Origin of the sequence: Candidatus Poriferisodalis multihospitum, assembly GCF_028283155.1 — a bacterium.
GTDB classification, from domain to species: Bacteria; Actinomycetota; Acidimicrobiia; order Acidimicrobiales; family Poriferisodalaceae; genus Poriferisodalis; species Poriferisodalis multihospitum.
In genome coordinates this window covers 1-23,902 of sequence record NZ_JAPYOK010000090.1, presented here as the reverse complement: position 1 = coordinate 23,902, position 23,902 = coordinate 1, and the positions used below count along the sequence as shown (strand labels likewise).

The 23,902-nt window shown below is 67.7% G+C and carries 23 protein-coding genes and 2 pseudogenes; 19 read left to right on the top strand and 6 right to left on the bottom strand.

Annotated elements, in window-relative coordinates; translation table 11 throughout:
• From VI480_RS09285 to VI480_RS09270, 4 genes and pseudogenes are all read left to right on the top strand, one after another.
• Positions 1-426: pseudogene (locus VI480_RS09285) on the top strand (hypothetical protein); the annotation flags it as partial.
• A 26-nt stretch (positions 427-452) separates the two neighbouring features.
• Complete coding sequence (locus VI480_RS09280; protein ID WP_323672551.1) at positions 453-2,786, top strand: GcvT family protein; 2,334 nt, start codon at positions 453-455, stop codon at positions 2,784-2,786.
• A gap of 63 nt (positions 2,787-2,849) precedes the next feature.
• Positions 2,850-4,187, top strand: coding sequence for a trimethylamine methyltransferase family protein (locus tag VI480_RS09275; RefSeq protein WP_323672550.1), 1,338 nt, complete (start codon positions 2,850-2,852; stop codon positions 4,185-4,187).
• Between the two features lie 41 nt (positions 4,188-4,228).
• Positions 4,229-4,807: a shikimate kinase gene (locus tag VI480_RS09270; protein WP_323672549.1), complete on the top strand. Its 579-nt coding sequence runs from the start codon at positions 4,229-4,231 to the stop codon at positions 4,805-4,807.
• A 134-nt stretch (positions 4,808-4,941) separates the two neighbouring features.
• On the opposite strand, the gene VI480_RS09265 is transcribed toward VI480_RS09270, so the two are convergent.
• Together VI480_RS09265 and VI480_RS09260 are read right to left on the bottom strand one after the other, a co-directional pair.
• Positions 4,942-6,165, bottom strand: coding sequence for a CoA transferase (locus tag VI480_RS09265; protein ID WP_323672548.1), 1,224 nt, complete (start codon positions 6,163-6,165; stop codon positions 4,942-4,944).
• Positions 6,162-7,250 carry a sucrase ferredoxin gene (locus VI480_RS09260; RefSeq protein ID WP_323672547.1) on the bottom strand — a complete coding sequence of 363 codons (1,089 nt, stop codon included), beginning with the start codon at positions 7,248-7,250 and terminating at the stop codon, positions 6,162-6,164. Before VI480_RS09260 ends, VI480_RS09265 begins: the two co-directional genes overlap by 4 nt.
• A gap of 63 nt (positions 7,251-7,313) precedes the next feature.
• On the opposite strand from VI480_RS09260, the gene VI480_RS09255 reads away from it, so the two are divergent.
• The 5 genes from VI480_RS09255 to VI480_RS09235 all read left to right on the top strand — a co-directional run bounded on the left by VI480_RS09255 (position 7,314) and on the right by VI480_RS09235 (position 12,874).
• Positions 7,314-8,891, top strand: a complete 1,578-nt coding sequence (locus VI480_RS09255; protein ID WP_323672546.1) for an FMN-binding glutamate synthase family protein — start codon at positions 7,314-7,316, stop codon at positions 8,889-8,891.
• Positions 8,892-8,927: 36 nt separating this feature from the next.
• Positions 8,928-9,779 (top strand): phytanoyl-CoA dioxygenase family protein, encoded by an 852-nt coding sequence (locus tag VI480_RS09250; protein ID WP_323672545.1) that lies wholly within the window; start codon positions 8,928-8,930, stop codon positions 9,777-9,779.
• 136 nt (positions 9,780-9,915) lie between these two features.
• Positions 9,916-10,425 (top strand): DUF4389 domain-containing protein, encoded by a 510-nt coding sequence (locus tag VI480_RS09245; protein WP_416246671.1) that lies wholly within the window; start codon positions 9,916-9,918, stop codon positions 10,423-10,425.
• Between the two features lie 66 nt (positions 10,426-10,491).
• Positions 10,492-11,076, top strand: coding sequence for a DUF4389 domain-containing protein (locus VI480_RS09240; protein WP_323672543.1), 585 nt, complete (start codon positions 10,492-10,494; stop codon positions 11,074-11,076).
• A 124-nt stretch (positions 11,077-11,200) separates the two neighbouring features.
• Positions 11,201-12,874: a thiamine pyrophosphate-binding protein gene (locus VI480_RS09235; protein ID WP_323672542.1), complete on the top strand. Its 1,674-nt coding sequence runs from the start codon at positions 11,201-11,203 to the stop codon at positions 12,872-12,874.
• 61 nt (positions 12,875-12,935) lie between these two features.
• Here the strand turns inward: VI480_RS09235 and VI480_RS09230 are convergent, their stop codons facing one another.
• From VI480_RS09230 to VI480_RS09215, 4 genes are all read right to left on the bottom strand, one after another.
• Positions 12,936-14,090 (bottom strand): acyl-CoA dehydrogenase family protein, encoded by a 1,155-nt coding sequence (locus VI480_RS09230; protein ID WP_323672541.1) that lies wholly within the window; start codon positions 14,088-14,090, stop codon positions 12,936-12,938.
• Complete coding sequence (locus tag VI480_RS09225) at positions 14,087-15,214, bottom strand: Ldh family oxidoreductase (protein WP_323672540.1); 1,128 nt, start codon at positions 15,212-15,214, stop codon at positions 14,087-14,089. The genes VI480_RS09230 and VI480_RS09225 overlap by 4 nt, the downstream gene beginning before the upstream one ends.
• Before the next feature lie 65 nt (positions 15,215-15,279).
• Complete coding sequence (locus VI480_RS09220) at positions 15,280-16,335, bottom strand: isocitrate/isopropylmalate dehydrogenase family protein (protein ID WP_323672539.1); 1,056 nt, start codon at positions 16,333-16,335, stop codon at positions 15,280-15,282.
• Between the two features lie 49 nt (positions 16,336-16,384).
• The gene (locus VI480_RS09215) at positions 16,385-16,891 is read right to left on the bottom strand and encodes a DUF2269 family protein (protein ID WP_323672538.1); all 507 of its coding nucleotides are present in this window, start codon (positions 16,889-16,891) and stop codon (positions 16,385-16,387) included.
• A 405-nt stretch (positions 16,892-17,296) separates the two neighbouring features.
• On the opposite strand from VI480_RS09215, the gene VI480_RS09210 reads away from it, so the two are divergent.
• From VI480_RS09210 to VI480_RS09170, 10 genes and pseudogenes are all read left to right on the top strand, one after another.
• Positions 17,297-18,172: an FAD binding domain-containing protein gene (locus VI480_RS09210; protein ID WP_323672537.1), complete on the top strand. Its 876-nt coding sequence runs from the start codon at positions 17,297-17,299 to the stop codon at positions 18,170-18,172.
• Position 18,173: 1 nt separating this feature from the next.
• The gene (locus VI480_RS09205) at positions 18,174-18,737 is read left to right on the top strand and encodes a (2Fe-2S)-binding protein (protein WP_323672536.1); all 564 of its coding nucleotides are present in this window, start codon (positions 18,174-18,176) and stop codon (positions 18,735-18,737) included.
• A complete protein-coding gene (locus tag VI480_RS09200) occupies positions 18,706-21,117 on the top strand; it encodes an aerobic carbon-monoxide dehydrogenase large subunit (protein WP_416246670.1) in 2,412 nt (803 codons plus the stop codon). The genes VI480_RS09205 and VI480_RS09200 overlap by 32 nt, the downstream gene beginning before the upstream one ends.
• Positions 21,117-21,926, top strand: a complete 810-nt coding sequence (locus tag VI480_RS09195; protein WP_323672534.1) for an XdhC/CoxI family protein — start codon at positions 21,117-21,119, stop codon at positions 21,924-21,926. The genes VI480_RS09200 and VI480_RS09195 overlap by 1 nt, the downstream gene beginning before the upstream one ends.
• A pseudogene (locus tag VI480_RS15660) lies at positions 21,926-22,258 on the top strand (SRPBCC domain-containing protein); the annotation flags it as partial. The gene VI480_RS09195 and the pseudogene VI480_RS15660, both read left to right, overlap by 1 nt.
• A 49-nt stretch (positions 22,259-22,307) precedes the next feature.
• Positions 22,308-22,574 (top strand): hypothetical protein, encoded by a 267-nt coding sequence (locus VI480_RS09190; RefSeq protein WP_323672533.1) that lies wholly within the window; start codon positions 22,308-22,310, stop codon positions 22,572-22,574.
• 11 nt (positions 22,575-22,585) lie between these two features.
• Entirely contained in the window at positions 22,586-22,813 is a 228-nt protein-coding gene (locus VI480_RS09185; RefSeq protein WP_323672532.1) for a hypothetical protein, read from the top strand.
• A gap of 12 nt (positions 22,814-22,825) precedes the next feature.
• The gene (locus tag VI480_RS09180; protein ID WP_323672531.1) at positions 22,826-23,104 is read left to right on the top strand and encodes a hypothetical protein; all 279 of its coding nucleotides are present in this window, start codon (positions 22,826-22,828) and stop codon (positions 23,102-23,104) included.
• Position 23,105: 1 nt separating this feature from the next.
• Positions 23,106-23,396 carry a hypothetical protein gene (locus tag VI480_RS09175; protein ID WP_323672530.1) on the top strand — a complete coding sequence of 97 codons (291 nt, stop codon included), beginning with the start codon at positions 23,106-23,108 and terminating at the stop codon, positions 23,394-23,396.
• On the top strand, positions 23,393-23,755 hold the full coding sequence (locus VI480_RS09170) for a hypothetical protein (protein ID WP_323672529.1): 363 nt from the start codon (positions 23,393-23,395) through the stop codon (positions 23,753-23,755). Before VI480_RS09175 ends, VI480_RS09170 begins: the two co-directional genes overlap by 4 nt.
• Positions 23,756-23,902: the final 147 nt, after the last annotated feature.

Sequence of the window (23,902 nt, the reverse complement as noted above, 5' to 3'; positions counted from 1 at the left end):
ACCGATGCGAGGGGGGTCGCCCGCTTTGACTTCCACACCGATGACCTGCCGATGACGGTGTTCGTCGCCGGGGCCGGCCTTGGAGCTCATGTCTCGACCGGCTGGTTGCCGGCCGACGGCGCGCTGAGCGTCGAGATGGCACCGCTGAGCGGCGGCGGCTCCGCGATCTTCGAGGATCAGACCGGATACCTGCCGGGGATCAAAGGTCGGCTCAACCCGATCCTCGAACGCGACGGGCGTAGCTACCTCTACACGACCAACGTTGCCGTGAACGGCGTTCTGAGTTCCAGCGCGGTCCATTTCGCCGTCGGCGACGACATCCTTCGTCTGGAGGATGCTGACGGCGGTGCCTGCGACGCAAGGTTCGTCGCTATGAGCGGCCAGTCGTCGTTGCTCGAGTACCACTCACCGCCTCAAGCTGCTTGACGTCAAAACGCGCAGGAGTGCGCGGAGTGGGTGCTAATTTCGGCGGGGCCATGGGGGCCGGCCTGCTGTACGCCCTCGCGCACGAAGGCTGGACCGACACGATCCTGGTCGAGAAAGGCGAGCTGACCTCTGGGTCCACTTGGCACGCGGCCGGTCTGATCCCCAACTTCATCGGCGATCTCAACATGGCCAAGGTGCACCAGGAGGCGGTCGCTCTCTACCCGCGCTTGGAGGCCGAGACAGGACTGTCGGCGGGCTGGCACGGCTGCGGCGCCATCCGGCTGGCGCGCACGGCCGACGAGGCCGACTGGCACCGCTACGTCCACGCCATGCTCACGCAGATCGGCGTGGAGTCGCACCTGATCGGGCCTGCGGAGATTGCTGAACGGCACCCGCTGCTGACCGATCTCGACGACGTACGGCTCGGCTTCTTCACACCGCATGACGGCTGGACCGATCCGTCGAGCTGCACGAACGCCATGGCCAAGGGGGCCCGCGATCTCGGCTGCCGGATCATGCGCCACACGCTCGTGACCGGCATGTCCCAGCGCCCCGACGGCAGCTGGGACGTCACGATCGTGCGCGGCGGCGCCGATCCGGCCCGCCGCCGCAACGGATCGAACGGCCGCGACGAGCAGGACACCATCCACTGCGAGCACGTCGTGAACGCCGCCGGGCACTACGCACCCCAGCTCGGCGCCATGATCGGGCTCGACGTTCCGATCGTGTCGGTCATCCACCAATATCTGGTGACCGAGACGGTACCCGAGGTCGAAGCCCTCGATTTCGAACTGCCGGTGGTGCGCGATCCCCGTGCCTCGTGCTACTACCGCCAGGAGATCGACGGTCTGCTCATCGGGCCGTACGAGATGTCCGGATCCCGGTCCTACGGCGTCGACGGCATCGACTGGGACCTGCACTTCCACCTGCCCGGCGAGAACCTCGACGTGCTCGAAGAATGCCTCGACTTCGCCGAGCAGCGCATCGGCGTGCTGTCCGACGCGGGCATCAAGCAGGTCGTGTCGGGGCCGATCACTCACACGCCCGACTCGGGCTATCTGATGGGTCCCGCACCGGGGGTGCGCAACTACTGGCACTGCAACGGGGCGTCCATCGGCATCACCCAGGGCCCGGGCGCCGGGAAGTTCCTGGCGCAGTGGATGGTCCACGGTCAGACCGAGATCAACGTGCGGGCCATGGACCCGCGCCGCTTCGGCGACCACACCGGCCCCAAGTCGCAATTCGCTCTCGAGAAGGCCCTCGACGAGTACCACGAGATGTACCAAGTGCGGCTGCCGGGCGAGCAGCGCGCCGCTGGCAGGCCGGTCAAGACCACGCCGCTATGGGGACGCTTCGACGCGCTGGGAGCGCAATGGCAGGAGATCTACGGGTGGGAACGCCCCCAGTACTTCTCGCCCGGCGGCACCCCAGAGGCCCACTCGTTCCGTCGCTCCAACGCTCACGACGTGGTGGGTGCCGAGGTGCGGGGCGTGCGCGAGCGGGTCGGCGTGGCCGACCTGAGCGCGTTCGCCAAGTTCGAGGTGAGCGGGCGCGATGCCGCCGCACTGCTGGACCGGCTGTCGGCCAACCGCCTGCCCGGGCGCGACGGCGGCATCCGCCTGACCCACATGCTCACGGAGCTGGGCGGCATCGAATGCGAGATGACCATCGCCCGCCTGGCACCGGACCGGTTCTGGCTGGCCTCGGCGATCATGGGCCAGAGCCACGACGTGGACTGGCTGCGCGATCACATCGAGCCCGGTGAGCAGGTCGAAGTGCGGGACGCCACCGACAGCACCGCCATCCTTGGCGTTACGGGGCCACGAGCGCGCGACGTGCTTGCGCCGCTGACCGACGCCGACCTCGGCAATGACGCGTTCAGCTGGCTCACCGCCCAGGAGATCTCGGTGGCAGGCGTGCCCGTCATTGCGCTACGGGTGTCCTACGTCGGCGAACTGGGCTGGGAGCTGCACTGCCCGATGGACGATCTGGCCCGCGTGTATGACGCAGTCGCCGAAGCCGGCGAGCCCCACGGCCTGGTGCATTTCGGCAGCTACGCCATGAACGTGATGCGCATCGAGAAGGCCTACAAGGCGTGGGGCAGCGAGCTGACCACCGAGATCACGCCGATCGAAGCCCGCCTCGGACGCTTCGTCGACTACAGCCGACCGTTCGTCGGCCGCGATGCGACCGTGGCCCGTCGCGAAGCCGAAGAGAACGGCGAGTCGCTGTCAATGGTGCTCGTGTACTGCGATGTGGATGCAGGCGACAATGACGTGCGCGGCAACGAACCCGCATTCGCGCCCGGCAGCGACGAGCCCATGGGCATCGGCACGAGCCACTCGCGTCTCGAACCCTGAACTTCAAGGACCCAGCGCACACCGCTGCCCACAACAACAGGTTGCCGAAGGAGGTGCCCGCAGATGACGTCTGACACCGCTGCACCGTCACCGGATACTGCTGAGTCGCCCAGGCGACGCCGCGGCGGCGGCCGGGCTGGCCGTATCGCCGTCCGCGAAGCTGCGCCCGAGCGCGATCGCAGGCCAGTTCGCCCCGGCCTGCCGGCGGGACGCTTCAAACCGTTGACCGAGAGCGACATGCAGCAGGTGTACGACACCGCACTCGGGCTGCTCGAAGACGTCGGCATGGGCGATCCGCTCGACGAGTTCGTCGAAGCGGCCACGCCCGTCGGCGGTTGGGTGGATGACAACGGGCGCATCCACCTGCCCCGTGGGGTCGTCGAGCGCGCCATGGAGACCGCGGCCAAGGAATGGATCTGGCACGGCTTCGATGACGATCAGTCAGTGCACGTGGGCGGCGAGCACGTCTATTTCGGCACGTCCGGCGCTGCGGTGATGATGTACGACCACGAGACCGGCACGTTCCGCGACTCGCTCGCGCAGGACGTGTACGACTGCGGCCGCTTGGTCGACACGCTCGACAACCTGCACTTCTACGTGCGCACGGTGGTGGCACGCGACATGGTCGAGACCCGCGACCTCGACATGACCACCGCATACGCAGTGATGTGCAGCACCACCAAGCCGGGCGGATCGTCGTGGTTCGAGCCGGAGTGGGTGTACGAGTCGGTCGAGATGTTCGACCTCGTGCTGGGCGGCGAGGGCGAGTTCGCGAAGCGCCCGTTCATCGCGGCCAACAACACGTTCGTCGTACCACCGCTGCGCTTTGCCTACGACTCGGCGAGGTGCCTGGTGGCACAGGTGCGCACGGGCATGCCCATCAACCTGCTGTCGGCCCTGCAGGCCGGCGCTACTGCGCCTGCGGCGCTCGCAGGCGCTCTGGCGCAGGCCGTGGCCGAGTGCCTCGGGGGGTTGACCTTCGTGAACTTGCTGTCGCCTGGGCATCCCTGCCTGCTGGGTCTGTGGCCGTTCGTGTCCGACCTGCGCACGGGCGCGATGAGCGGGGGATCGGGCGAGGAAGGAATCCTCAATGCAGCTGCGGCCGAAGTGGGCCACTGGCTCGGGCTGCCCACCGGTGTGGCGGCGGGAATGACGGACTCCAAGGTGAACGACGCTCAAGCCGGCTATGAGAAGGGCTTGAACGTCGGGCTGGCCGGTCATGCGGGCGCGAACATCGTCTACGAGTCGGCGGGGATGCTTGTGGCTCACGACCATGTCGTGGCCACGCTGGAGAACCACTGGCCGTCGCACATCAGCCCTGCTGTCGATGCCGCCGTCCGCGACGCTTTCCCGATCGGCCTGCAGCCGCAAGGCCCTTCGGCTGCTGCAGTCGCTTCCTAGCTCCGGCGTCGCCCGCCGGCTCAGCCTCCTAGCGTGAACCTGTGACTGGCTCGGCCGAGCTCAATGTGGTGCTGACCGGCTTCATGGGGACGGGCAAGACCACCGTGGGCCGGCTGGTAGCGCGTGACCTCGGCTGGACATTTGTCGACACCGATGACGTCATCGTGGCTCGGCACGGACCGATCGACGCCATCTTTGCCGAGCAGGGCGAGGACGCTTTCCGAGCACTTGAGCGGGAAGTGGCCGCTGATGTCGCCCGCAGCCAGCACCACGTCATCGCCACCGGCGGCCGGATGCTGCTCGATCCGGCAAATGCAGATGCGCTGACCGCCACGGGTCGCGTCTTCTGCCTCGCCGCCGGCGCCGACGAGATTGTCCGGCGCCTGACAGCCGACGTCGATGGCCCGGTGCGGCCGCTGCTTGCGGGCGATGATCCGGCTGCCGCAGTAGCGCGCCTCCTGAACGAACGGGCAGAGGGCTACGGGCAGTTCGAGCAGGTCCACACAGCGAATGACTCCCCCGAGGCAGTCGCGGCACGCATCATCCGACTGCACCGCTCTCCGGCACGTTCGGACGATGGCCCGAGGCTTCCGGCCGACTTCGGTGCTTGCGGTACATGAGGACCGCAGCGGCGATACAGCACAACGCTGCGCACAGGCAGACGACCATCGCGGCAACGTTGGTCCAGATGACTTCACCTTGATCGGGAATGATCGGGTTTGCTTGAGCAAGCAGCCGGCGCGCGCCCGTGTGCTCAATCACTCGCCACAACCCCGCGTTCGGTCAGGTCGGTGATCTCGCGCTCGTCCAGGCCGAGCAGGTCGCCCAGCACGGCGGCGGTGTGCTCACCGGCTCGGGGCGCGGGGCCGCGCACGCCCACGCCGGGGGAGTTGTGCATGCGGAACGGCGCGGCGATCGTCTCGAAATCGCCGGCCTCGGGGTGGTGAATGGTCTCGAAGGCGCCGGTTGCGCGCACCTGCGGATCCTGCGCTGCTTGCGCCGTGTCGTTGATCGGCGCCCAGATGCAGCGGTGCTCATCCAGCCGGGGCATCCAGTAATCGGATGGCTGTGACTTGAGGGTGTCATCGATATCAGCCAGCAGTGCGCGCATGGACCGGAAGCGCTGCCGTCCGGTCTGGTAGTCGGGATTGGACAGCAAGTCCTCGCGCTCGATGGCTTTGCAGAAGCGCTCCCACGCGTCACCGGTGTCGGGCATCGTGAAGTGCAGCCAGCGCCCGTCCGCGCACTCGAAGGCTTCCAGCATCGGCGAGAGGCCGCTGTCGCGGGGTCGTTCGGTGTTGGGACGGCCATCCACGAGCGACGTGGCCATGTCGATGGCGATCGTCCAGGTCGCGGTGCGCAGCAGCGAGGATTCCACGATCTGGCCCTCGCCGGTCACGTCCCGGGCCCGTAGCCCGGCCATGATCGCGCCGAAGAACGCCAGGCTCGTGGTGTGATCTCCCTGGCCCGGTCGGGCGTGCGGCGGGGCGCCGCCCGGAGGCGTCGAGGCGCCGTACAAGCCTGACCGGGAGAAGAACGCCGTCACGTCATAGCCCGGCCGGTCGATCTCATCCCCCACCTCGCCGTAGCCCGACAGCACGCCGATCACCAGGTCGGGTTTCAGCGCCAGCAGCTCGTCGGTGCCCAGGCCGAAGCGATCACGGCGCTCGGGCAGCAGGTTCATCACCACGACATCGGAGGCCGCGACGAGGCGCCGTGCAATCGCCGAGCCGTCGGGATCTTCGAGGTTGAGCTGGATCGACTGCTTGCCCCGATTGATGAACTGGAACGCCACGTCAGGGTTGTGTGCGCCTTCGGGCACCTTCGCCTGCTTCATCAGCCCCCGGATCGGATCGCCGCCGATGGCTTCCACCTTGATCACCTCGGCCCCGAGGTCGGCCATGATCGCCACGGCAGACGGTGCCGCAGCGAAATTGGCGAACTCGACGACGCGGATGCCCTCCAGCGGTGATGTCATCTCGATGCCTCCCAGATGTCGGTGACTCTGAATTCTGTCGCGGGTTTCGCCGGAAGACCGCCGAGCGCCCGGCAGGCAATGGTGGGCACGGTCCGCCCGGCTTCCACCGACACCGTCCATGCCCGACCGGCCTCGGCCGCGACGATCTCGACGTTCCAGCGGTCCCCCGAGGGCCGGAAGCGGACCTGGCGGGCCATGTCCTCGAGGGGCCAGCCGACCTGTGCGAACACGGCACGCTCGGCAACCTGGGCCGGCCCGGTCGGCGCCCCCCACCAACCCCTGCAGCGCGGGGCCATCATTGCCGCATCGGCCGTCCGGTCCAAGATCGTGGCGACCTCGCCGGCTTCGATGCCCGCCCACATGCGGCCGTCGGGCAGCGTCATCGCCGTCGGGGCGAAGCGGTGGCCGCCGGTATGGCTGACGCGGTACACGGTGACTCGCCCGCCGGCGGTCGGCGCCCCCGCATATGGCTCGTCGACGTCGGCCGCCCGGTACGCGCGCAGCACCGCCTCGAAGTCAGCAGCGAGGCGCGTGCCCTCGCTGCCGCAGCACACGTCGTGGCTGCCTTGGGTGCAGACGAGCACCGCCCGCTCATTCTCGGCGTACCCGACCGATGCGAAGCCTGCTCCCTGAGGTACGGGGTCTGCTGGCGATTGACGGGCGAGGTGGGCGAACAGCCCGCGGAGTCCATCGGGGCCGTCGGATTCGAAGTAGGCCGACTGCGTGCCCGCCCCGACGCGCCAGTGCAGCGCGACAGAATTCCTGCTGTGCTGGCCGCGTTCGTCGGGCGGCACGGCGGCGAGCACCCGGGTCGGACCTACGTGAAGGTCCATCATGGGCCTGAAGCCCTCGAGCAAGCCGTCTGCGAAGACTGGTTTCGGCCACGGCAGCGGCACCTCCACAAGTGCCACGGCGCCGGCAGCGATCGAGGTGCCGCCGGGGTCGGTGCCGATCGCGGCGGCATGGGCAGCGCAGCGGGGCGCGTCGTCGCCAGCCGGCAAGAGCGCCGCGACCTCAGGTGCCAGCGGCGGCATCCGAAGCGGCGAGCCCGGCGGATTCAGCTCAGCGCCCGGTAGCGATGCCACCGGGCCAGCATAGGAATCCCTCCGGGGCGGTTGCCGGTGCCGGCTCGCGGTAGGTTCGAGATCGTGCCGTGGTGGCTGTGGGGGCTGATCGTCATCGGGGTCTTCCTGCTGCTCGTGTTCATCCACGACAGCGTGCAGAAACGCCACTCGATCCTGCGCACCTACCCGGTCATCGGCCATCTCCGCTTCCTGCTGGAGAAGATCGGCCCGGAGCTGCGCCAGTACATCGTTGCCCACAACGAGGAAGAGCGGCCCTTCAACCGGGACGAGCGGCGCTGGGTGTATTCCACCGCCAAGCAGCAGAACACCTACTTCGGCTTCGGCACCGACGACGAGATCGACAAGCCAGGCCACATCACGTTCCGCCACAGCCCGTTCCCGCTCGGCCGGACGGTGCCGGCTGACGCGCCCTTGGGGTGCGGCAAGGTCATGGGCGCCTGGCGGGACCGCGAGAAGGCCTTCCGCCCGGCATCGATCGTGAACGTGTCGGCCATGAGCTTCGGCTCGCTGTCGGGAACTGCGATCGAGGCGCTCAACCGCGGGGCGAAGCTGGCCGGCTGCATGCACAACACCGGCGAGGGCGGCGTCTCGAAGTACCACCGCAGCGGCGGCGACCTGGTGTTCCAGATGGGGACGGGCTACTTCGGATGCCGGAATCCCGACGGCACCTTCTCGATGGACCGCCTGCTGGAAACGGTCGATGGTGCGCCGGTCCGCTCCATCGAAGTGAAGCTGTCCCAAGGGGCGAAACCCGGTGTTGGCGGTCTGCTGCCCGGGGCAAAGGTGAGCCCGGAGATCGCCGAGGCGCGCGGCGTGCCCGTCGGCAAAGACGTGGTGAGCCCTAGCCGCCATTCGGCATTCGGCAGCGTGGCCGAGCTGGTGAACTTTGTGGAGGAGGTGGCCGGGGCGACCGGGCTGCCGGTGGGCATCAAGTCGGCCGTCGGCCAAGAGGCGTTCTGGACCGAACTGGCGCAGCACATGGCCGAGACCCGCCGGGGACCCGACTTCGTGACCGTCGACGGCGCAGAGGGAGGCACCGGAGCGGGGCCGCTGGTGTTCACTGACCACGTCGCACTGCCGTTCTGGCGGGCATTCGGCATCGTGCACCGGGCGTTCGGCGAAGCCGGCCTCACCGACCAGATCGTGATGATCGGTTCGGCCAAGCTGGGCTTTCCCGCCCCCGCAGCACTGGCCTTCAACATCGGCGTCGACATGATCGGCGTGGCCCGCGAGCCGATGATGGCGATCGGCTGCATTCAGGCGCAGCGCTGCCACACCGACCACTGCCCGACGGGCGTGGCGACGCAGAACAAGTGGCTCTCACGGGGTCTCGACCCCACGCTCAAGAGCGCGCGGCTCGCCAACTACGTCATCGGGCTGCGCAAGGAGCTGTTCCGGCTGGCCGATGCCTGCGGTGTCGAGCACCCGGGCCTCATCGGGGGCGACAACGTCAACGTGGTGAGTCCCTTCGGCGACCTGATCCCTGCTCACCACGCCTTCGGTGTCATGCAGGAACGCACGCACAGTCCTGCCCGCCTGGCCGGCCTGCTGGAGGCGGTGAGCGCCCGTTCCGCCGAGGACGCGCAGGCCGATGCCGAAGCGCTGGCAGACTCACCCGCATCGAATTCCTCTGCGGCCTAGCGACCCGGAGCCCAGACACCACGTCGAGGAGGAGCCATGAGCCGCCCCTACGGCCACCCGATCCAGGCCAGCTCGCATGCCGCCGAGCGCATCACCGACGAGCACAAGGCGGTGTTCGCAGCAGACGGCGTGGTGAAGGTGACCCACGCGGTCTCGGACGAGTGGGTCGAACGGGTGCTCGGCGTGGCCGACCAGCAACTGCGAGAGCCCGGCAAGTGGGTGTCAGACACGAATCCGGGGGCGCCGGAGAACAGGTTGTTCACCAGCCGGTACCGGTGGGAGATCGACCCGGTCATCGGTGACTTCGTGTTCAACTCGGGCATGGCGCAAATGGCTGCGGCACTGATGGGGTCGGCCACCGCCCGCTTCTACTTCGATCACCTGCTCATCAAGGAGCCGCGCACCGCCAACCCGACGCCATGGCACCAGGACATCCCCTACTGGCCGTTCCTGGGCAAGCAGATCTGCTCGGCGTGGGTGGCGATGACGCCGGTGACGGTGGCGGAGAGCTCGCTCGAGTTCGTGCGCGGCTCGCACAGTTGGGACGCCTACTACGCGCCGGAGTCCTTCGACGGCAAGAAAGGCTTCATGGCCGACTTCGAGGGCGAGAAGATGCCCGATGTCGAGGCCGACCGGGCTGCATACGACATCGTCGGGTTCGACGTCGAGCCCGGCGACGCGCTGTTCTTCTCGTCGTGGATCATCCACGGATCGCCGGGCAATGCCGGCGGCCACCGGCGCGTGGCGCTGTCCACTCGCTGGCTGGGCGACGACGCGGTGTGGTATCCCCACCCGGGCTGCGATCCCATCGTGTCCGACGACGACACGACGTCAGTTCCCGGCGAATACCCCGCCGACGACCACAAGTTCCCGCTCGTCGCCGCGTAGCGCAGCAGTCTCCGCCCAGATGGGTCCCGGGCGATGGTGCAGTTGCGACTAGTTTCCAGATATGGGCTACCCAGCCTCCCTGTCAGTTGACGCGCCGGATCGCGTAGCAAACTGGCGCCCGCTTGTTCACTGGATCTTGCTGATCCCGCATTTCGTGATACTCGCCGTGTTCCACGTAGTGGCGTGGCTGCTCGCGATCTTGGCCATGCTCGCGATTCTCATCACCGGCAAGCTGCCGGCGGGCATCGCGAATTTCCAGGTGATGTACATCCGCTATTACCCGCGTGTGCTGTCGTACGTGCACATCATCCACCACCAGTACCCGCCATTCGAGTTCTCTTCGTCGGAAGAGGATCCGGGCGGTTCGCCGGTGGCGGTGAATGTCGAAGTGTCGCCCGGGAACCGCAATCGTCTGGCAGCACTGTTCCGCCCGATCTATGGGTTGCCGCAGATCGTGTTCGTCACCGTCTACTCCTATCTCGTTGTCGTGGTGGTGACGATCGCCTACCTCATCATCTTGGTTACCGGCCGCTGGCCCACCGGCATGCGCAACTTCGTGACCGGGTTCTACCGGGCCCATGCGCGCTACTTGGCCTTCATCTACATGCTCACCGACAAATACCCTCCGTTCAGCGTCGCTGCATAAGACCAGTTCCCGCCCGCCGCGGGGCGATGCCCCGGCCGTTCTGGGCTTCCAAGTAGGTTCGGCGGCATGGCTTACCCGGCTTCCGTCACCGTCGAGTCACCGGAGCGGATCGCCAACTGGCGACCGCTCGTGCACTGGCTGCTGCTGATTCCGCACGTCATCATCTTCGAGATCTTGCAGCACATTGCGTGGCTGCTCAATGTGTTCGGCTGGATCGCCATCGTGTTCACCGGCAAGCTGCCCAAGGGCTTGGCGGATTTCCAGTCCATGTACCTCCGCTACAGCATCCGGCTGTACGCCTACTTCGACTTCCTGCACGAGCGGTACCCGCCGTTCGAGTTCGACATGTCGGCGCCCGAGCCTGGAGGCACTCCTGTTGCTGTCGACATCGAGCCCCAGCTCGCCGACCGCAACCGGCTCACGGTGCTGTTTCGTCTGATTCTGGTGATCCCGGCCTTGGTGTTCACCGCGATCACCGGTCTCATCACCGCGGTTCTGGTCGTGCTCGGCTTCTTTGCTGTGCTGTTCACCGGCCGCTGGCCCGACGGCATGCGCGGGTGGGTCGTCTCGTGGTTCGGGGTGAACCTGCGAATGAACGCCTACCTGCATCTGCTGACCGACGAGTACCCGCCGTTCAGCCTCGACGCCTGAACCGTCGGCAGCACGACCGGCGGCGACAACGGGCGGTCTCGCCTCAGCCTGTCGTTGCGGGCGATCCGCGGTGCCGCAGGGCTACCGTGCGGCTGATGAAAGAGGCCCGAGGTGAGTGACCGTCATGAGTGAGATGACCGGCGGCGAGGCCGTCGCGGCGACGCTGGCGCGCCTGGGCGTGCGGCATGTGTTTGGCATCGTCAGCGTTCACAACCTGCCGATCTACGAGGCGCTGTCGGTGCATGACGGCATCGAAGTGGTCAAGGTCCGCCACGAGCAGGCCGCTGCGCATGCCGCCGACGCCTACTACCGCGCGACAGGCGAGATGGGCGTGCTGCTGACTTCGACCGGCCCTGGCGCCGCCAATGCTGTGCCCGGTCTCTACGAGGCGGCATTCACCAGTTCGGCCGTGCTGATGGTGACCGGTCAGACGGAGTCGCGCTTCTACGGCAAGGGCAAAGGCTTCCTCCACGAGAATGACCAGCAAGTCGACATGCTGCGCTCGGTGTGCCGCAGCGTGGCATCTGTGCGCCATCCCAGCGAGATCTCGGCCGAGATCGCCCGCGTCGCCGATGACATTCGCACCGGCCGGCCGCAGCCCGGCGCCGTAGAAATCCCGATCGATTTCCAGTACGCCAGAGTCGGCGAGATTGCGGTCTCGGGATCGCCCGAGGTGCCCCGTCTACGACCCGATGCAGCGCTGCTCGACGATGCTGCCGAGCGCCTGGCAGCGGCGCAGCGGCCGTTGATCTGGGCCGGGGGCGGTGTGGTCATTGCTGATGCATCGGCAGAGCTCAGCGCTGTGGCCGAGCGGCTGGGCGCACCTGTGGTGACGACGATCGAGGGCCGCAGTGCCCTGAGCGAGCTGCACCCGCTGTCGCTGGGCTTTCGCTCGGACCGTCCGCAGATGGCCGACGTGTTCGCCGAAGCTGATCTGCTGCTGGCCGTGGGTACCCGTTTCCAGAACTACGCAACCCGGGTGTGGGCGCTGGATCTGCCCGACGAACTGATCCACCTCGACGCCGATCCCGGTGTCATCGGTCTCAACTACCCGGCGTCGCTGGCCGTCGTGGGCGACGCCAAGCTCAGCCTGGCCGGGCTGCTCGAACGGCTGGGCGACGGAGCGCCCACCATCGACGACGGCTACGTGGAGCGAGCCCGCAAGCATCGCTCGTCGGACATGGAGGCCATGCGGGACGAGATCGGCCCTGACCACGCGGCGATCTGCGACACGATCCGCCGGATGCTGCCCGACGAGGCCCGCATCGTTCGAGACACCACCGTGCCCGGCTACATGTGGGGCAACCGGCTGCTGCCGATCGTTGCGCCGCGCACGTCGATCCGTGCGGCCAACGCCGCCATTGGCCCCGGCGTGCCGATGGCCGTCGGTGCGTCGCTTGCGAGCGGGCAGCCGACCGTGGTGATCCAGGGCGATGGCGGCTTGATGCTGTCGGTGGGGGAGATCTCGACGCTCGCCGAGCATGGCCTGCCCGTCATCGTGTGCGTGTTCAACGACGGCGGCTATGGCGTGCTGCGCATCATCCAGGATGCGCTGTGGGATGAACACCACGGCACCGAGATCGGAGGCATCGATTTCGTCGGCGTCGCCGAGGCCATGGGCGTGCCCGGCACGCGAGTCAGCAGCGTCGCCGATTTCGAAGCGGCGTTTGGCGAGGCGGTGGCCCGGGCCAGTGGCGATGCCGGCCCCGCAGGTCCATCGCTCATCGACATTGACCTGACGGCATTGATCCCGATCACGTTCCCGCTACCAGCCCACCAGCGCCGCCGCGAGAGCTGAGCGGTACTCGTGCCGTCGCCGCCATTGAGCGGCACCATGCCGTTCCTGCGGTAGCTGCCGGCTAGAGGCCGGACGTGTCGGCTTCGGGGTCGAAGTAGGTGCGGCCCGCCAATTCCATGACCGGCATGGCCACCATGAAGTGAGCCGAAGCAGTCTGGGCATCGCGCAGATGGCGCTGCAGCGGTGATGCTTCGAAGACGGCGGTGCCCCCGACGGCGGCGTTCATGGACTGGGTGACGCGCAGACTCGTCTGCATCGCATGGGTCGTCGCGGTGCGCAGGTCACGCCGCAGTTCCAGATCGGACAGACCGTGCTGGGCCCGCTCCCACGCAGCGTCAATGGATGCATACAGCAGATTCCGCGCAGCGCGCACTTCGGTGTCTGCCACCGCCACTGCCGAATGCAGCGACGGCCGTTGACCCAGCGTGCGGCGTGAGCCTTGGGGCACCTTGGACTTGGCGACGTCGATGACCTCATCGACACAGGCGCGGGCCATGCCGAGCGCGATCGCACCGATCGGCAGCGCCAGCAGGCCGAACAGCGGCATGCGGTACAGCGGCTCGGCGGCGTAGGGGGATTTCAGAATGGTGCGCTCGTAGGCGATGCGAGAGGCGGGAAGCCAGACGTCGTGGGCCTCGAAGGTGCTCGATCCCGAGCCTCGCAACCCGCTTGTGTACCAATCGTCGTGCAGCTCGATGTCGTCGGGCCGGAAGAACGCACGGCCCAGCGCCGGCTGTGGGCCGTCGCCGCTGTCGATCTGCACGCCCCCCGAGATCCATTCCGAGTTGTGGGAGCCCGATGCCCACGCCCAACGGCCCTGCACCCGGTAGCCGTCTGCGCCGTTTGGCCCAAGTGCAGCCGTGGCCGTGCCCGAGTGTGCGAACACCCCGGCCGTGATGACGTCGGGATTGTCGAGCACCTCCGCGAGCTGGGCCGGCTCGAGTGCGGCGAACATGATCTGCGAGGTTGCACCGATGAACGTGCACCACGCCGCGGAAGCGTTGCCCATGGCGAGCACTTCGCTGATCTCAGCGACAACGGCCGGCGGCAGCCCCAGTCCGCCCAGCTCAGCCGGCACGAGCGTCCGGTAGAAACCGTCGGCGGCCAGCGCTTCGGCCAGGTCCTGCGGCAGCTGTCGCAATGAGTCGATCTCGATGCTCCGCTCTCGCAGCGCCGGTATCCACTCCGCTGCGCGCTTGAGCATCTCGTCGCTCATGTCGCCACCGGTGTGCAATCGAACGGCACGCCCAGCTCATCGCCGACTCGGCCCAGCGAGCGCACCACCGACGCGGGGTAGCTGACCGTGCCGGCAGCACTGCGCCGGTCCATTTCGAGCTGTTCGAGCTCGCCCGGCAGGTACACGGTCTGGCCGGGCAGCACGTCTTCTTCCCCTGCAGCCCGGATCTGGGCGACCATGTCCTCGATGTCGTCGAAGTAGCCCTCGCGGTCGCGGAACACACCCGGATCCATCAGCAAGAAGAACTGCCCTCGCCGACCGACCGCTACGTCGCCAGTGTGGGCCGAGCCGGCCAGGATGCCCGCGGCGATGTTCGAGGCCGTGACCATGCCGATGCCCTTGTACCCGCCGATGGCCGGCACGATGCCGCGCATCGCCACGTCAGGATCGACCGTGGGGTTGCCGTCGCGGTCCAGGAATCCCCACTCCACCGGAATCTCCGAGCCCTCCGAGCGAGCCCGCAGCACCTTGCCCAGCGCGACGGGCGTGATGGCCATGTCGAGCACGATCGGCGGCTGGTCGCGGCGGGGGAACGTCCACACGATGGGGTTGTTGCCGAACAGCTTGCGACGGCTGCCGAACGGCGCAAGGTTGGGCACCGACGTGGTCGTGCCGTAGCAGACGAAGCCCGCTTCGGCCGCGTGATACGGGTAGTTCGCCCCGCAGCCCCAGTCGTTGGAATTGCGGATGACCCCCACCACCAACCCGCTCTCGCGAGCTGCCTCGATGAGCTGCTCCATGAAGCGGGTGATCACGAGCTGGCCGAGGCCGTGGTGCCCGTCGGCCACCAGCACCGACGGCGTCCGGGTGACGATCTCGCACTGGGCGGTCGGATCGGTGGTGCCGTCGCGAAACCAGTTGACATACCAGCTGACCCGCTGGAAGCCGTGTGTGTCGACGCCGCGCCGATCCGACCAGAGCTGGTTGTCGACCACGGTCGCCGCGTCGTCGGCAGCCATGCCAGCCGCCACGTACGCAGCGATGCCCCACGGCCGGAGCTCGTCGAGGCGGAACGACACGGGTGCGCTGTCGTCGCCCTCCGCAGGCCGGTCGTCGGGTATGCCCCGCGGCAGTGTCTCGCTGGGCGTGCCTTGTTCGGTCATGTCGGTCGCTCACCCCTCCGCCGGGTTCGATGCGTGTTTCTACCCGCAGACGCGCCGGACGGCCGCTACAGCGCTTCGATGACGGCCGTGGCGAAGCCGTCTGTGTTGCCGTTGCCACCCTGGTCCGGCGTCAGATGCTCGCCTGCCTCGTACACCTGCGCCAGCGCGCTGTCCAGCCGGTCCGCCGCTGCCCCGAGCCCGAGATGGCGCAGCATCATCTCGGCTGACTCCAGCGTGGCCGTCGGGTTGATGATGCCTTGGCCGGCAATGTCGGGGGCGGTGCCGTGGGCCGATTCGAAGTACGCCCAGTCGTCGCCGTAGCAGCCCGACGGCGCCAGGCCCATGCCCCCGATCGTGCCGGCGCCTTGGTCGGACAGGATGTCGCCGTACAGGTTGGGCAGCAGCAGCACATCCAGCTCGTGGGGCCGCACCACCAGCCGGTGGGCCATGTCGTCGATGATGAATTGCTCGTATTCCAAGCTGGGGTACTCCTGCGCCACCTCCCGGGCGATGTCGCAGAACCACCTGTCGGTCGCAGGCAGCATGTTCGTCTTGGCCGAGACGGTCAGCTTGCCGCCGCGGCTCAGCGCCAGCTCGGCGGCGAAGCGCGTGACCTGCTCGGTGCCGGGCCGGGTGATGATCTTCGCCGCGAAGCGGCCGTTGGCGGCATCGGGCGGGACGCGAGAACGGCCCTCAGTCAGTCCGGCGTCCAGCAGCGCCTGCGCCGGGCCCATGACGCCGACGTACATGTCCTCGAGGTTCTCCCGGACGATCACGTAGTCGATGCCCTCGGGTCGGGCCAGCGGCGAGGCATAGCCAGGACGCCAGCGCACCGGCCGCACGTTGGCGTAGGTGCGCTTGCCCCAGCGCATGAAGCCCGCCCCCGGCGTGGTGCCGTTCGACGAGCCGAAGAGCACCGTGTCGGCAGCGTCGATGTGCCCACCGACCAGCGACTCCCGCTCGTCGGGCGTGAGCGCTGCCAGCTCGTCGCCCACCGGCACATGGTCCCAGTCGATGGGCAGGTCCAACGCATCGAGCACCCGCAGCGACGCTGCCATCGCCTCGGGCGCCGCATCGTCACCCGGAATCACGCACACCCGGTACCGCCGCTGTTCGGTCATGCGCGCCGACGCTACGCGTCAGGGCCGAGACCCGCGTGGGCGCAGGGATTCACAAGCCTGGCTTGGTCACCATCACGGCAATTGCGGCCACGATCACCAAATTGTTCGCCATCGACCACAGCTCGGCGCGCCCGCGCAGCCGTTCCGCATCGTCGGACCGTTCGGGTCCCGCGTCCATTGCGTCGGCAAGCTTGGCGCTGGTCGGCCGCAGTGCGCCGTGAGCGATGCCCAACCAGGCGAAGTACAAGATGAACGCCGTCGTGACCCAGCCTTGCCGGAACGTCCAGCGGTCATCGACGAGCACCGCCACAACGCCGGCGATCCCGGCGAGGTACGCCGCCATGTCCGTCAAGCGGTTCGACGCGAACTCGAACGCCCGCCGCACAGCAGCTGCAGCGTCAGGACCATCAGCCCATGCCCGTCTCAGCATGACGGTGCCCAAGGCGCTGCCGCCGAATCCCACCGCCGCACACACGAGGTGGACGACCAGCACGGTTTGGTACCAGCCCGAGTTGAAGTTGGCTGCCACCAGGGCATCGCCGAAGCCAAGCGCCATGCCCGCGAGTATCGCCGCCGAAGGCACTGATGCCGCAGCGGGCGCACCAAACGACGCGGCTAGTGAGTTCGTTCGGAGCGTCGCAACGGGCAGTGGTAAGTTCGCTGTGCCACAGACACGGCCGGATCTCCGGGGGAAGGGGAGTCCATGCCGATCGAGTCATCAGGCCATAGCGCAGGCAACCCGAGGCTGTACGAGGTCATCGAGGGCGCGCCCAAGGAAGGTGCGAGCCCGACGATCTGGGCCTGGCCACAGATCATCGACTATCTCAAAGTCGCTGGTCAGCCAGTTCAGGGGCCATGGCCGCCACACCAAGAGCGACGGCCTGATCCCGACGCCGAGTCGTTGCCGCGAGCTGTGCCGGATCCGCAAGGTCCCGGCGGGCCGTCGACAGGGGGCTGACGCATGTATCCATCTCGCTTCAGCTACGAAGCGCCCTCGACTGTCGCCGAGGCAGTTGCGATGCTCGCCGCAGCAGACGGCGAGGCGAAGATCCTGGCGGGCGGCCAGAGCCTCATCCCGATGATGAAGCTGCGCTTCGCGGCGCCCGCGATGATCGTGGACATCAACGGCATCGGCGGCCTCGACTACCACCGGGCCGATCCCGACGGCACCTACCGCATCGGGGCGCTGTGCCGGCACGCCGATCTCGAGAAATCCGCTGCGCTCGCCGATGCCCAACCGACCATCGCCGCGGCGGCCCCTGTCGTGGCCGATCCGTTGGTGCGCACACGGGGGACGCTCGTGGGCTCGGTGTGCCACGCCGACCCGCAAGGCGACTGGGCCTCGGTGATGGTGTCGCTGGAAGGCGCCATCGTGGCGCAGGGTCCCGATGGACGCCGGAGCATTCAGGTGGCCGACCTCATCGACGGTCCGTTCCAGACGGTGCTCGCTCCCGACGAGATCGCCACTGAAGCAGTGGTTCCCGCGCCACGCGGCACCCGGGCCGGCGGCTACCTCAAGCTCGAACGTCGAGTGGGCGATTTCGCCACCGTCGGCGTCGCGGTCTCCGTCGAGATGTCGGGCGGCAACGTCGCGCGTGCGGGCATCGGGCTCACCGGTGTCGGGCCTGCCACCATCAACGCCTCGGACGCTGCGGCGGCGCTGGTCGGCACTGCGCTCGATGCAGACGCCGTGGACGCGGCAGCCCAGCTCGCGGCCGAGGCGGCGCAACCACGGTCTGACCACCGGGGGAGCGCCGACTACAAGCGCCATGTCGTTGCCACCTTCGTACGACGCATCGGCGCCCAGATCCAGCGTTCAGAACAAGAGGCGGCCTGACATGAGCACGCTGTACGAAGAGGTCCGGCCGAGCGGCGGCGCCGATGACGCAGTGCCGGTTCGCCGCGTCGAGCTGACCGTGAACGGCGAGCGGCGTGCGGCCGACGTCGAACCGCGGTTGCTGCTGGCGCACCTGCTGCGCAATGGCTTCCGGCTGACGGGAACCCACACCGGCTGCGACACGACCAACTGCGGCGCATGCACTGTGCTGTACGACGGCGTGCCCGTCAAGAGCTGCACCATGTTCGCCGTCCAAGCCGACGGCCACGAGGTGCTCACCGTCGAAGGCCTGGCGACGGCGAGCGAGCTGCACCCGATCCAGGAAGGCTTCAAGGACGAGCACGGCCTGCAGTGCGGTTTCTGCACGCCGGGCATGATGCTCGCCGCGAAGGCGTTGCTGGAAGAGAACCCGAACCCCAGCGAGGACGAGATCCGCTGGGCGCTGTCGGGGAATCTCTGCCGCTGCACCGGCTATCAGAACATCGTCAAAGCCGTGATGTGGGCGGCCGAGAAGCTAGGCGGCAGCGCGGACGATGCCGGCGATGACGCAGGCGGGGAGAGCTGAGATGGCGCTCGACGAGATCAAGATCGGCGGCCTCGGAGCCAGCCGGCGGCGGGTGGAGGACAACCGCTTCATACGCGGCAAGGGCAACTACATCGACGACATCGCCCTGCCCGGGATGCTGCACATGGAGATCCTGCGCAGCCCGCTCGCTCACGCCCGCATCCGTTCCATTGACGTCAGCGCCGCCTGGGCCATCCCCGGCGTTCGCATGGTGCTCACTGGCGACATGCTGGCCGCTCGAAACCTGGCGTGGATGCCGACGCTGTCGTACGACACCCAGGCTGTCCTCGCCACCGACAAGGTCCGGTTCCAGGGACAGGAAGTGGCCTGTGTGGTCGCCGACGACCCCTACATCGCCAAGGACGGCTGCGAGGCGATCGTGGTCGATTACGAACCGCTGCCGCCCATCGTCAACCCGACCCAGGCAACGGCCCCCGGCGCCCCGCTGATCCGCGACGACAAGACCGGCCAAGACTCCAACGTCGTCTTCGACTGGGAGGTCGGCGACCGCGAGGGCACCGATCGAGCCTTCGCGCAGGCCGATGTGGTCTCGGCCATCGAGATGCACTACCCCCGTTCGCACCCGTCGCCCATCGAGACATGCGGTTCGATCGCCGACTTCAACCGGGCAACCTCGAAGCTCACGGTGTACATGACCACCCAAGCGCCGCACATCATCCGCGCCGCGGTGGCCCTGGTTGCCGAGCTGCCCGAGCACATGATCCGCATCGTGTCGCCCGACCTCGGCGGAGGCTTCGGGAACAAGGTGCCGGTGTATCCGGGCTATGTGGTGTCGATCCTGGCGTCGATCCTGCTCGAGTGCCCCGTCAAGTGGATCGAGGACAAGAGCGGGAATCTCATCTCGACGGGATTCGGCCGCGACATCTACCTCAAGGGCGAGATGGCGCTGCGCAACGACGGCCGCATTCTCGGCGTGCGGATGCACACCGACTCCGACCATGGCGCCTTCTTCTCCGACGCCCAGCCGAGCAAGTTCAAGATCGGCCTGATGCACTCGGCCTTCAGCTGCTACGACATCCCGGCAGCGCATCTCACCGCCCAGGGCGTCTACACCAACAAGGCGCCAGGCGGCGTGGCGTATCGATGCTCGTTCCGGGTCACCGAGGCCATGTACTTCCAGGAGCGCATGGTGCAGGCGGCCGCCGCCGACCTCGGCATGGACCAGGCCGAGTTCCGCCGCATCAACCTGGTGCGCGACGACGACTTCCCCCATCGCACGCCCTGGGGGTTCCTGACCGACTCGGGCCAGTACGGCAAATGCCTCGACCTCGGCCTCGAAGCGATCGGCTACGAGGACTTCCTGCGTCAGAAGGAAGAGGCGCGCCAGCGCGGCCGGCTGCTGGGCATCGGCATCTCGACCATGACCGAACCCCTCGGGGCGGGCAACAGCCGGGAGTACGACATCTTGGGCATCAAGATGTTCGACTCGGCGGAGCTGAAGGTCCACATGACCGGCAAGGCGCTGCTGCGCACCGGCGCCAAGACCCAGGGCCAAGGCCACGAGACCACCTGGGCGCAGATCGTGGCCCACGAACTCGGCATTCCCGCCGAGGATGTCCTAGTCGAAGAGGGCGATACAGACACGGCCCCGTTCGGCATGGGCACCTACGCGTCACGCAGCACGCCCGTGGCCGGGGCGGCGGTGGCCATGGTGTCGCGCAAGATCCGGGCCAAGGCCCGCAGGATCGCCGCGCACCTGCTCGAGGTGTCCGAAGAAGACGTCGAATGGGAACTCGGCAGGTTCTCGGTGCGTGGCGCGCCCGACCGGGGCGTAACCATCCAGGAATGCGCGATCGCCGCCTACAGCAACATGCCCGACGGTATGGAGCCAGGCCTCGAGAACAACGCCTACTACGACCCGCCGAATCTGACTTGGCCGTTCGCCTGCTACATCGCGACCGTCGAAGTGGATCCCGAGACCGGCGTGTGGGACGTCCTGCGGGTGGTGGCGGTGGACGACTGCGGCGTGCGCATCAACCCGATGATCGTCGAGGGGCAGATCATGGGCGGGCTCACCGAGGCCTACGCCATGGCCAACATGCAGTTCATCACTTTCGACGAGGACGGCAACTGCATCGGCTCGAACTACATGGACTACCTGCTGCCGACCGCTTGGGAGACGCCCGGATTCGAGCTGCATGAAGTGGTGACGCCGTGCCCGCACCATCCCATCGGTGCGAAGGGCATCGGGGAGTGCGCCACCGTGGGCGGCCCGGCGGCATTCGTCAACGCAGTCATCGACGCCATCGGTGACACCGGCGTGCGCAATATCGACATGCCGTTGCTGCCCGACCGGGTCTATGAGGCCATCACCGGCGGCCATGACATCTCCGGCGCACCGCCGGTGAAGACCGAGTGATGAACAGCAGCAGCGCCGCCGGGCCCGGTATCGGGGGGCACAGGGCCGTCGAGGGCTGGGGCGTGCTCGAACGCGCCACCGAGCTGGCGCGCCGCGGGGAGGCATTCGTGCTGGCCACCGTCGTCTGGCGGGAGGGTCCCACGTCGGGGCAGCAGGGATCTCGTGCCGTCTACACGGCCTCCGGCGAGATCTACGGCTGGATCGGCGGCGCGTGCGCCGAGCCGGTGTTCATCCGCGAGGCCATCGCAACGCTCGAAGCCGGCACGCCGCGCTTGCTGGCCTTGGGCGCGAGCGACCGATTCGGCGATCTCCCGCAAGGCACGACAGCGGTGCCCATGTCGTGCCAGAGCGAAGGCGCCCTGCAGATCTACTTGGAGCCCGTCGTGGCCGTACCTCATCTGGTGATCGTCGGAAGCTCGCCGATGGCAACCACCCTGTCGGTGCTTGCAGCCCAGCTCGACTGGCGTGTCGAGCTCGTCGACCGTGCCGAGTTCAGCGAGGGGCTGCTCACGCCGCAGTCGATGGTCGTGGTTGCCACCCAGGGGCACGGGGACGAGGACGTGCTGGCTGCTGCGTTCAAGGCCGATCCCGCCTACGTGGGCTTGGTTTCCTCCGCTCGACGAGGGCGCAGCGTGCGGGCCCTGCTTGAGGCCCAAGGTGTCGAATCGACCCAGCTCGATGCGCTGCGCGCTCCTGCCGGCCTCGATCTCGGCAGCACCTCGCACAAGGAAGTAGCGGTGTCGATCCTGGCCGAGCTGGTGCGTGCGGGATGCCGGACCGCTTTCGCACGTGAGCAGGGAGTCGCCTGATGCAGATCGCCAACCAGTTCGAGGTCGCCCAGCCGACCGAGGCCGTGTGGGATTTCTTCGGCAATGTGCCGCAGGTCGCGGCGTGCCTGCCCGGCGCGGAGCTGAGCACCGATCTCGGCGATGAACGCTACGGCGGCACGGTGTCCATCGGACTTGGCCCCATCAAGCTCGACTTCGACGGCAGCGCCGAGATCACCGACCGCGACCCCGACGCCCGCACCATTTCGGTCAGCGCCAGCGGCACCGATCGCAAGGGTCGGGGCCAAGCGACGCTCGCTCTCGACGCGAGCCTTGCCCCGACCGCAGTGGGCACCGCAGTGGACGTCGCGATGGATCTGCAGCTCTCCGGGCCGGCCGCACAGTACGGCCGAGGCTTGGTGGGTGACATCACAGCTGGTGCTCTGGTGGATAGGAAACCTGATACTGCTCGTGGTGGTCGTGCCAGTGGCGCTCGCACTGCTGAACCGGGTACTTGCTGCAATCGAGCGCATTCGCAAGGCCAGCGACGACATCCTGGCCGGCGGCTTGGGGATCATCGGCGAGCTCGACACCACGCAGGACTTGCTCGCTACCACTGACGAAACGATCGAAGAAGTCGCGGACGGTGCGGTCCGCTACGCCGGTTCGGTCGGGAAGCTCTTGGGCTGAAAGGGGACGTGATGCCTGTTGTTGCCTGGGTCACTGTCATCATCGGCGGCTTGATCATTCTGGCGGCCGCGGTCGGACTGCTCCGTGTGGTGCTGCACCTGGTTGCAGTGCACCGCACGCTCACCCAAGTGGTCGGCGGCGTTCGTGTCATCGCCGAACAGACTTCGACGGTGCCCACGGTGCTGCCGTCGGTCAACTCGACGCTGATGCCCGTCCACGACTTCTGCGAATCGATCTGAGGGGGGACCGCCATGCTGCAGTTACTCGCCCAGAGTTCGGATGCCGTGTCGACCACCGGATGGGTCATCGGCTATGTCATCGGCATCGTCGTCGTGATCGCCGTGGTCGCCCTCGTAGTGCCGATCCTGATGCTGGCCCGTTCGATCGGCAATCGGGCCTCCGAGATCAACGACGGTCTGGAGGACGCCGTCACCAACACGGCGGCACTGGGGGAACTGAACACGACGATTGCAGCGGCAACGGTGATCGTCGACGGCCTCAAACGCGGCCGGAACCGGTTAGGAGGCTGACATGAACCTGCTGGCTCTCACTGACACCCAGGAGAACCTGTGGTGGGGGGTCATCATCGGCGGCTTTGTGGTGATCGTGGCAGTGGTGGTGCTGCTCACCATGCTGGTGCTGCTGGTGCGCACGATCGAGCGCCGAGTGGAGACCATCAAAGGCACGCTTGAGCGAGCCGCCGCCAATACGTCTGACACCGCCCTGATCGCCGAAACCGCCGACGGGGTGGACGCGGTGCTGACCGAAGGCCTCGAACACCACCTGTTCCTCGGCCGAGTACTCGACAAGGTGCGCTCATGACGACACTCGTAGTTCTCTCGGTCATCCTGATCGGCCTGTTCATAGCCGGGCTCGCGTTCTACCTGTTCGTAGTGGGCAGCCAGCTCACCCGGATCGCCGGCCTACTCGAGGAATGCTCGCAGATCGTTTGGAAGATCAAGTCCGACGCCGAAGCCGTCGAGCCGGGCGTCGAGCGCATCAACAACACGGCCGGCGTCATCGCGGGCGCATTGCCACTGCTGTACGGCATGGCCGAGGGCATCGTGGCCGGTGCCACCTATCAGCCCGAACCCGAGCCTCGCGAGCCGTCGCCGGCACGGCCCGCGATGGGAACGCGCCGCAGCCGATTCCACGAGGCTGTCGGCTACAAGCCCGAATAGAACCGCTCGACCGCTGCGGAGGCGGCAGGGAATTCTGCGACCAGCGATCCGGCTGGTCGCAACGTCGCAGAATTCCCTGCCGCCTCCGCAGCTATGGCGTCTCTGTCGAACCACCCGGATCACGGGTGGTGGTGAGGGGGCCGGCGG

What these genes read in the sequence shown, in the direction of transcription:
- VI480_RS09275 (WP_323672550.1), top strand. Translation starts at nt 2,850, where the DNA reads ATGACGTCTGACACCGCTGCACCGTCACCGGATACTGCTGAGTCGCCC.
- VI480_RS09265 (WP_323672548.1), bottom strand. Translation starts at nt 6,165, where the DNA reads ATGACATCACCGCTGGAGGGCATCCGCGTCGTCGAGTTCGCCAATTTC.
- VI480_RS09250 (WP_323672545.1), top strand. Translation starts at nt 8,928, where the DNA reads ATGAGCCGCCCCTACGGCCACCCGATCCAGGCCAGCTCGCATGCCGCC.
- VI480_RS09240 (WP_323672543.1), top strand. Translation starts at nt 10,492, where the DNA reads ATGGCTTACCCGGCTTCCGTCACCGTCGAGTCACCGGAGCGGATCGCC.
- VI480_RS09235 (WP_323672542.1), top strand. Translation starts at nt 11,201, where the DNA reads ATGAGTGAGATGACCGGCGGCGAGGCCGTCGCGGCGACGCTGGCGCGC.
- VI480_RS09230 (WP_323672541.1), bottom strand. Translation starts at nt 14,090, where the DNA reads ATGAGCGACGAGATGCTCAAGCGCGCAGCGGAGTGGATACCGGCGCTG.
- VI480_RS09225 (WP_323672540.1), bottom strand. Translation starts at nt 15,214, where the DNA reads ATGACCGAACAAGGCACGCCCAGCGAGACACTGCCGCGGGGCATACCC.
- VI480_RS09220 (WP_323672539.1), bottom strand. Translation starts at nt 16,335, where the DNA reads ATGACCGAACAGCGGCGGTACCGGGTGTGCGTGATTCCGGGTGACGAT.
- VI480_RS09215 (WP_323672538.1), bottom strand. Translation starts at nt 16,891, where the DNA reads ATGGCGCTTGGCTTCGGCGATGCCCTGGTGGCAGCCAACTTCAACTCG.
- VI480_RS09210 (WP_323672537.1), top strand. Translation starts at nt 17,297, where the DNA reads ATGTATCCATCTCGCTTCAGCTACGAAGCGCCCTCGACTGTCGCCGAG.
- VI480_RS09205 (WP_323672536.1), top strand. Translation starts at nt 18,174, where the DNA reads ATGAGCACGCTGTACGAAGAGGTCCGGCCGAGCGGCGGCGCCGATGAC.
- VI480_RS09200 (WP_416246670.1), top strand. Translation starts at nt 18,706, where the DNA reads ATGCCGGCGATGACGCAGGCGGGGAGAGCTGAGATGGCGCTCGACGAG.
- VI480_RS09195 (WP_323672534.1), top strand. Translation starts at nt 21,117, where the DNA reads ATGAACAGCAGCAGCGCCGCCGGGCCCGGTATCGGGGGGCACAGGGCC.
- VI480_RS09185 (WP_323672532.1), top strand. Translation starts at nt 22,586, where the DNA reads ATGCCTGTTGTTGCCTGGGTCACTGTCATCATCGGCGGCTTGATCATT.
- VI480_RS09180 (WP_323672531.1), top strand. Translation starts at nt 22,826, where the DNA reads ATGCTGCAGTTACTCGCCCAGAGTTCGGATGCCGTGTCGACCACCGGA.
- VI480_RS09175 (WP_323672530.1), top strand. Translation starts at nt 23,106, where the DNA reads ATGAACCTGCTGGCTCTCACTGACACCCAGGAGAACCTGTGGTGGGGG.
- VI480_RS09170 (WP_323672529.1), top strand. Translation starts at nt 23,393, where the DNA reads ATGACGACACTCGTAGTTCTCTCGGTCATCCTGATCGGCCTGTTCATA.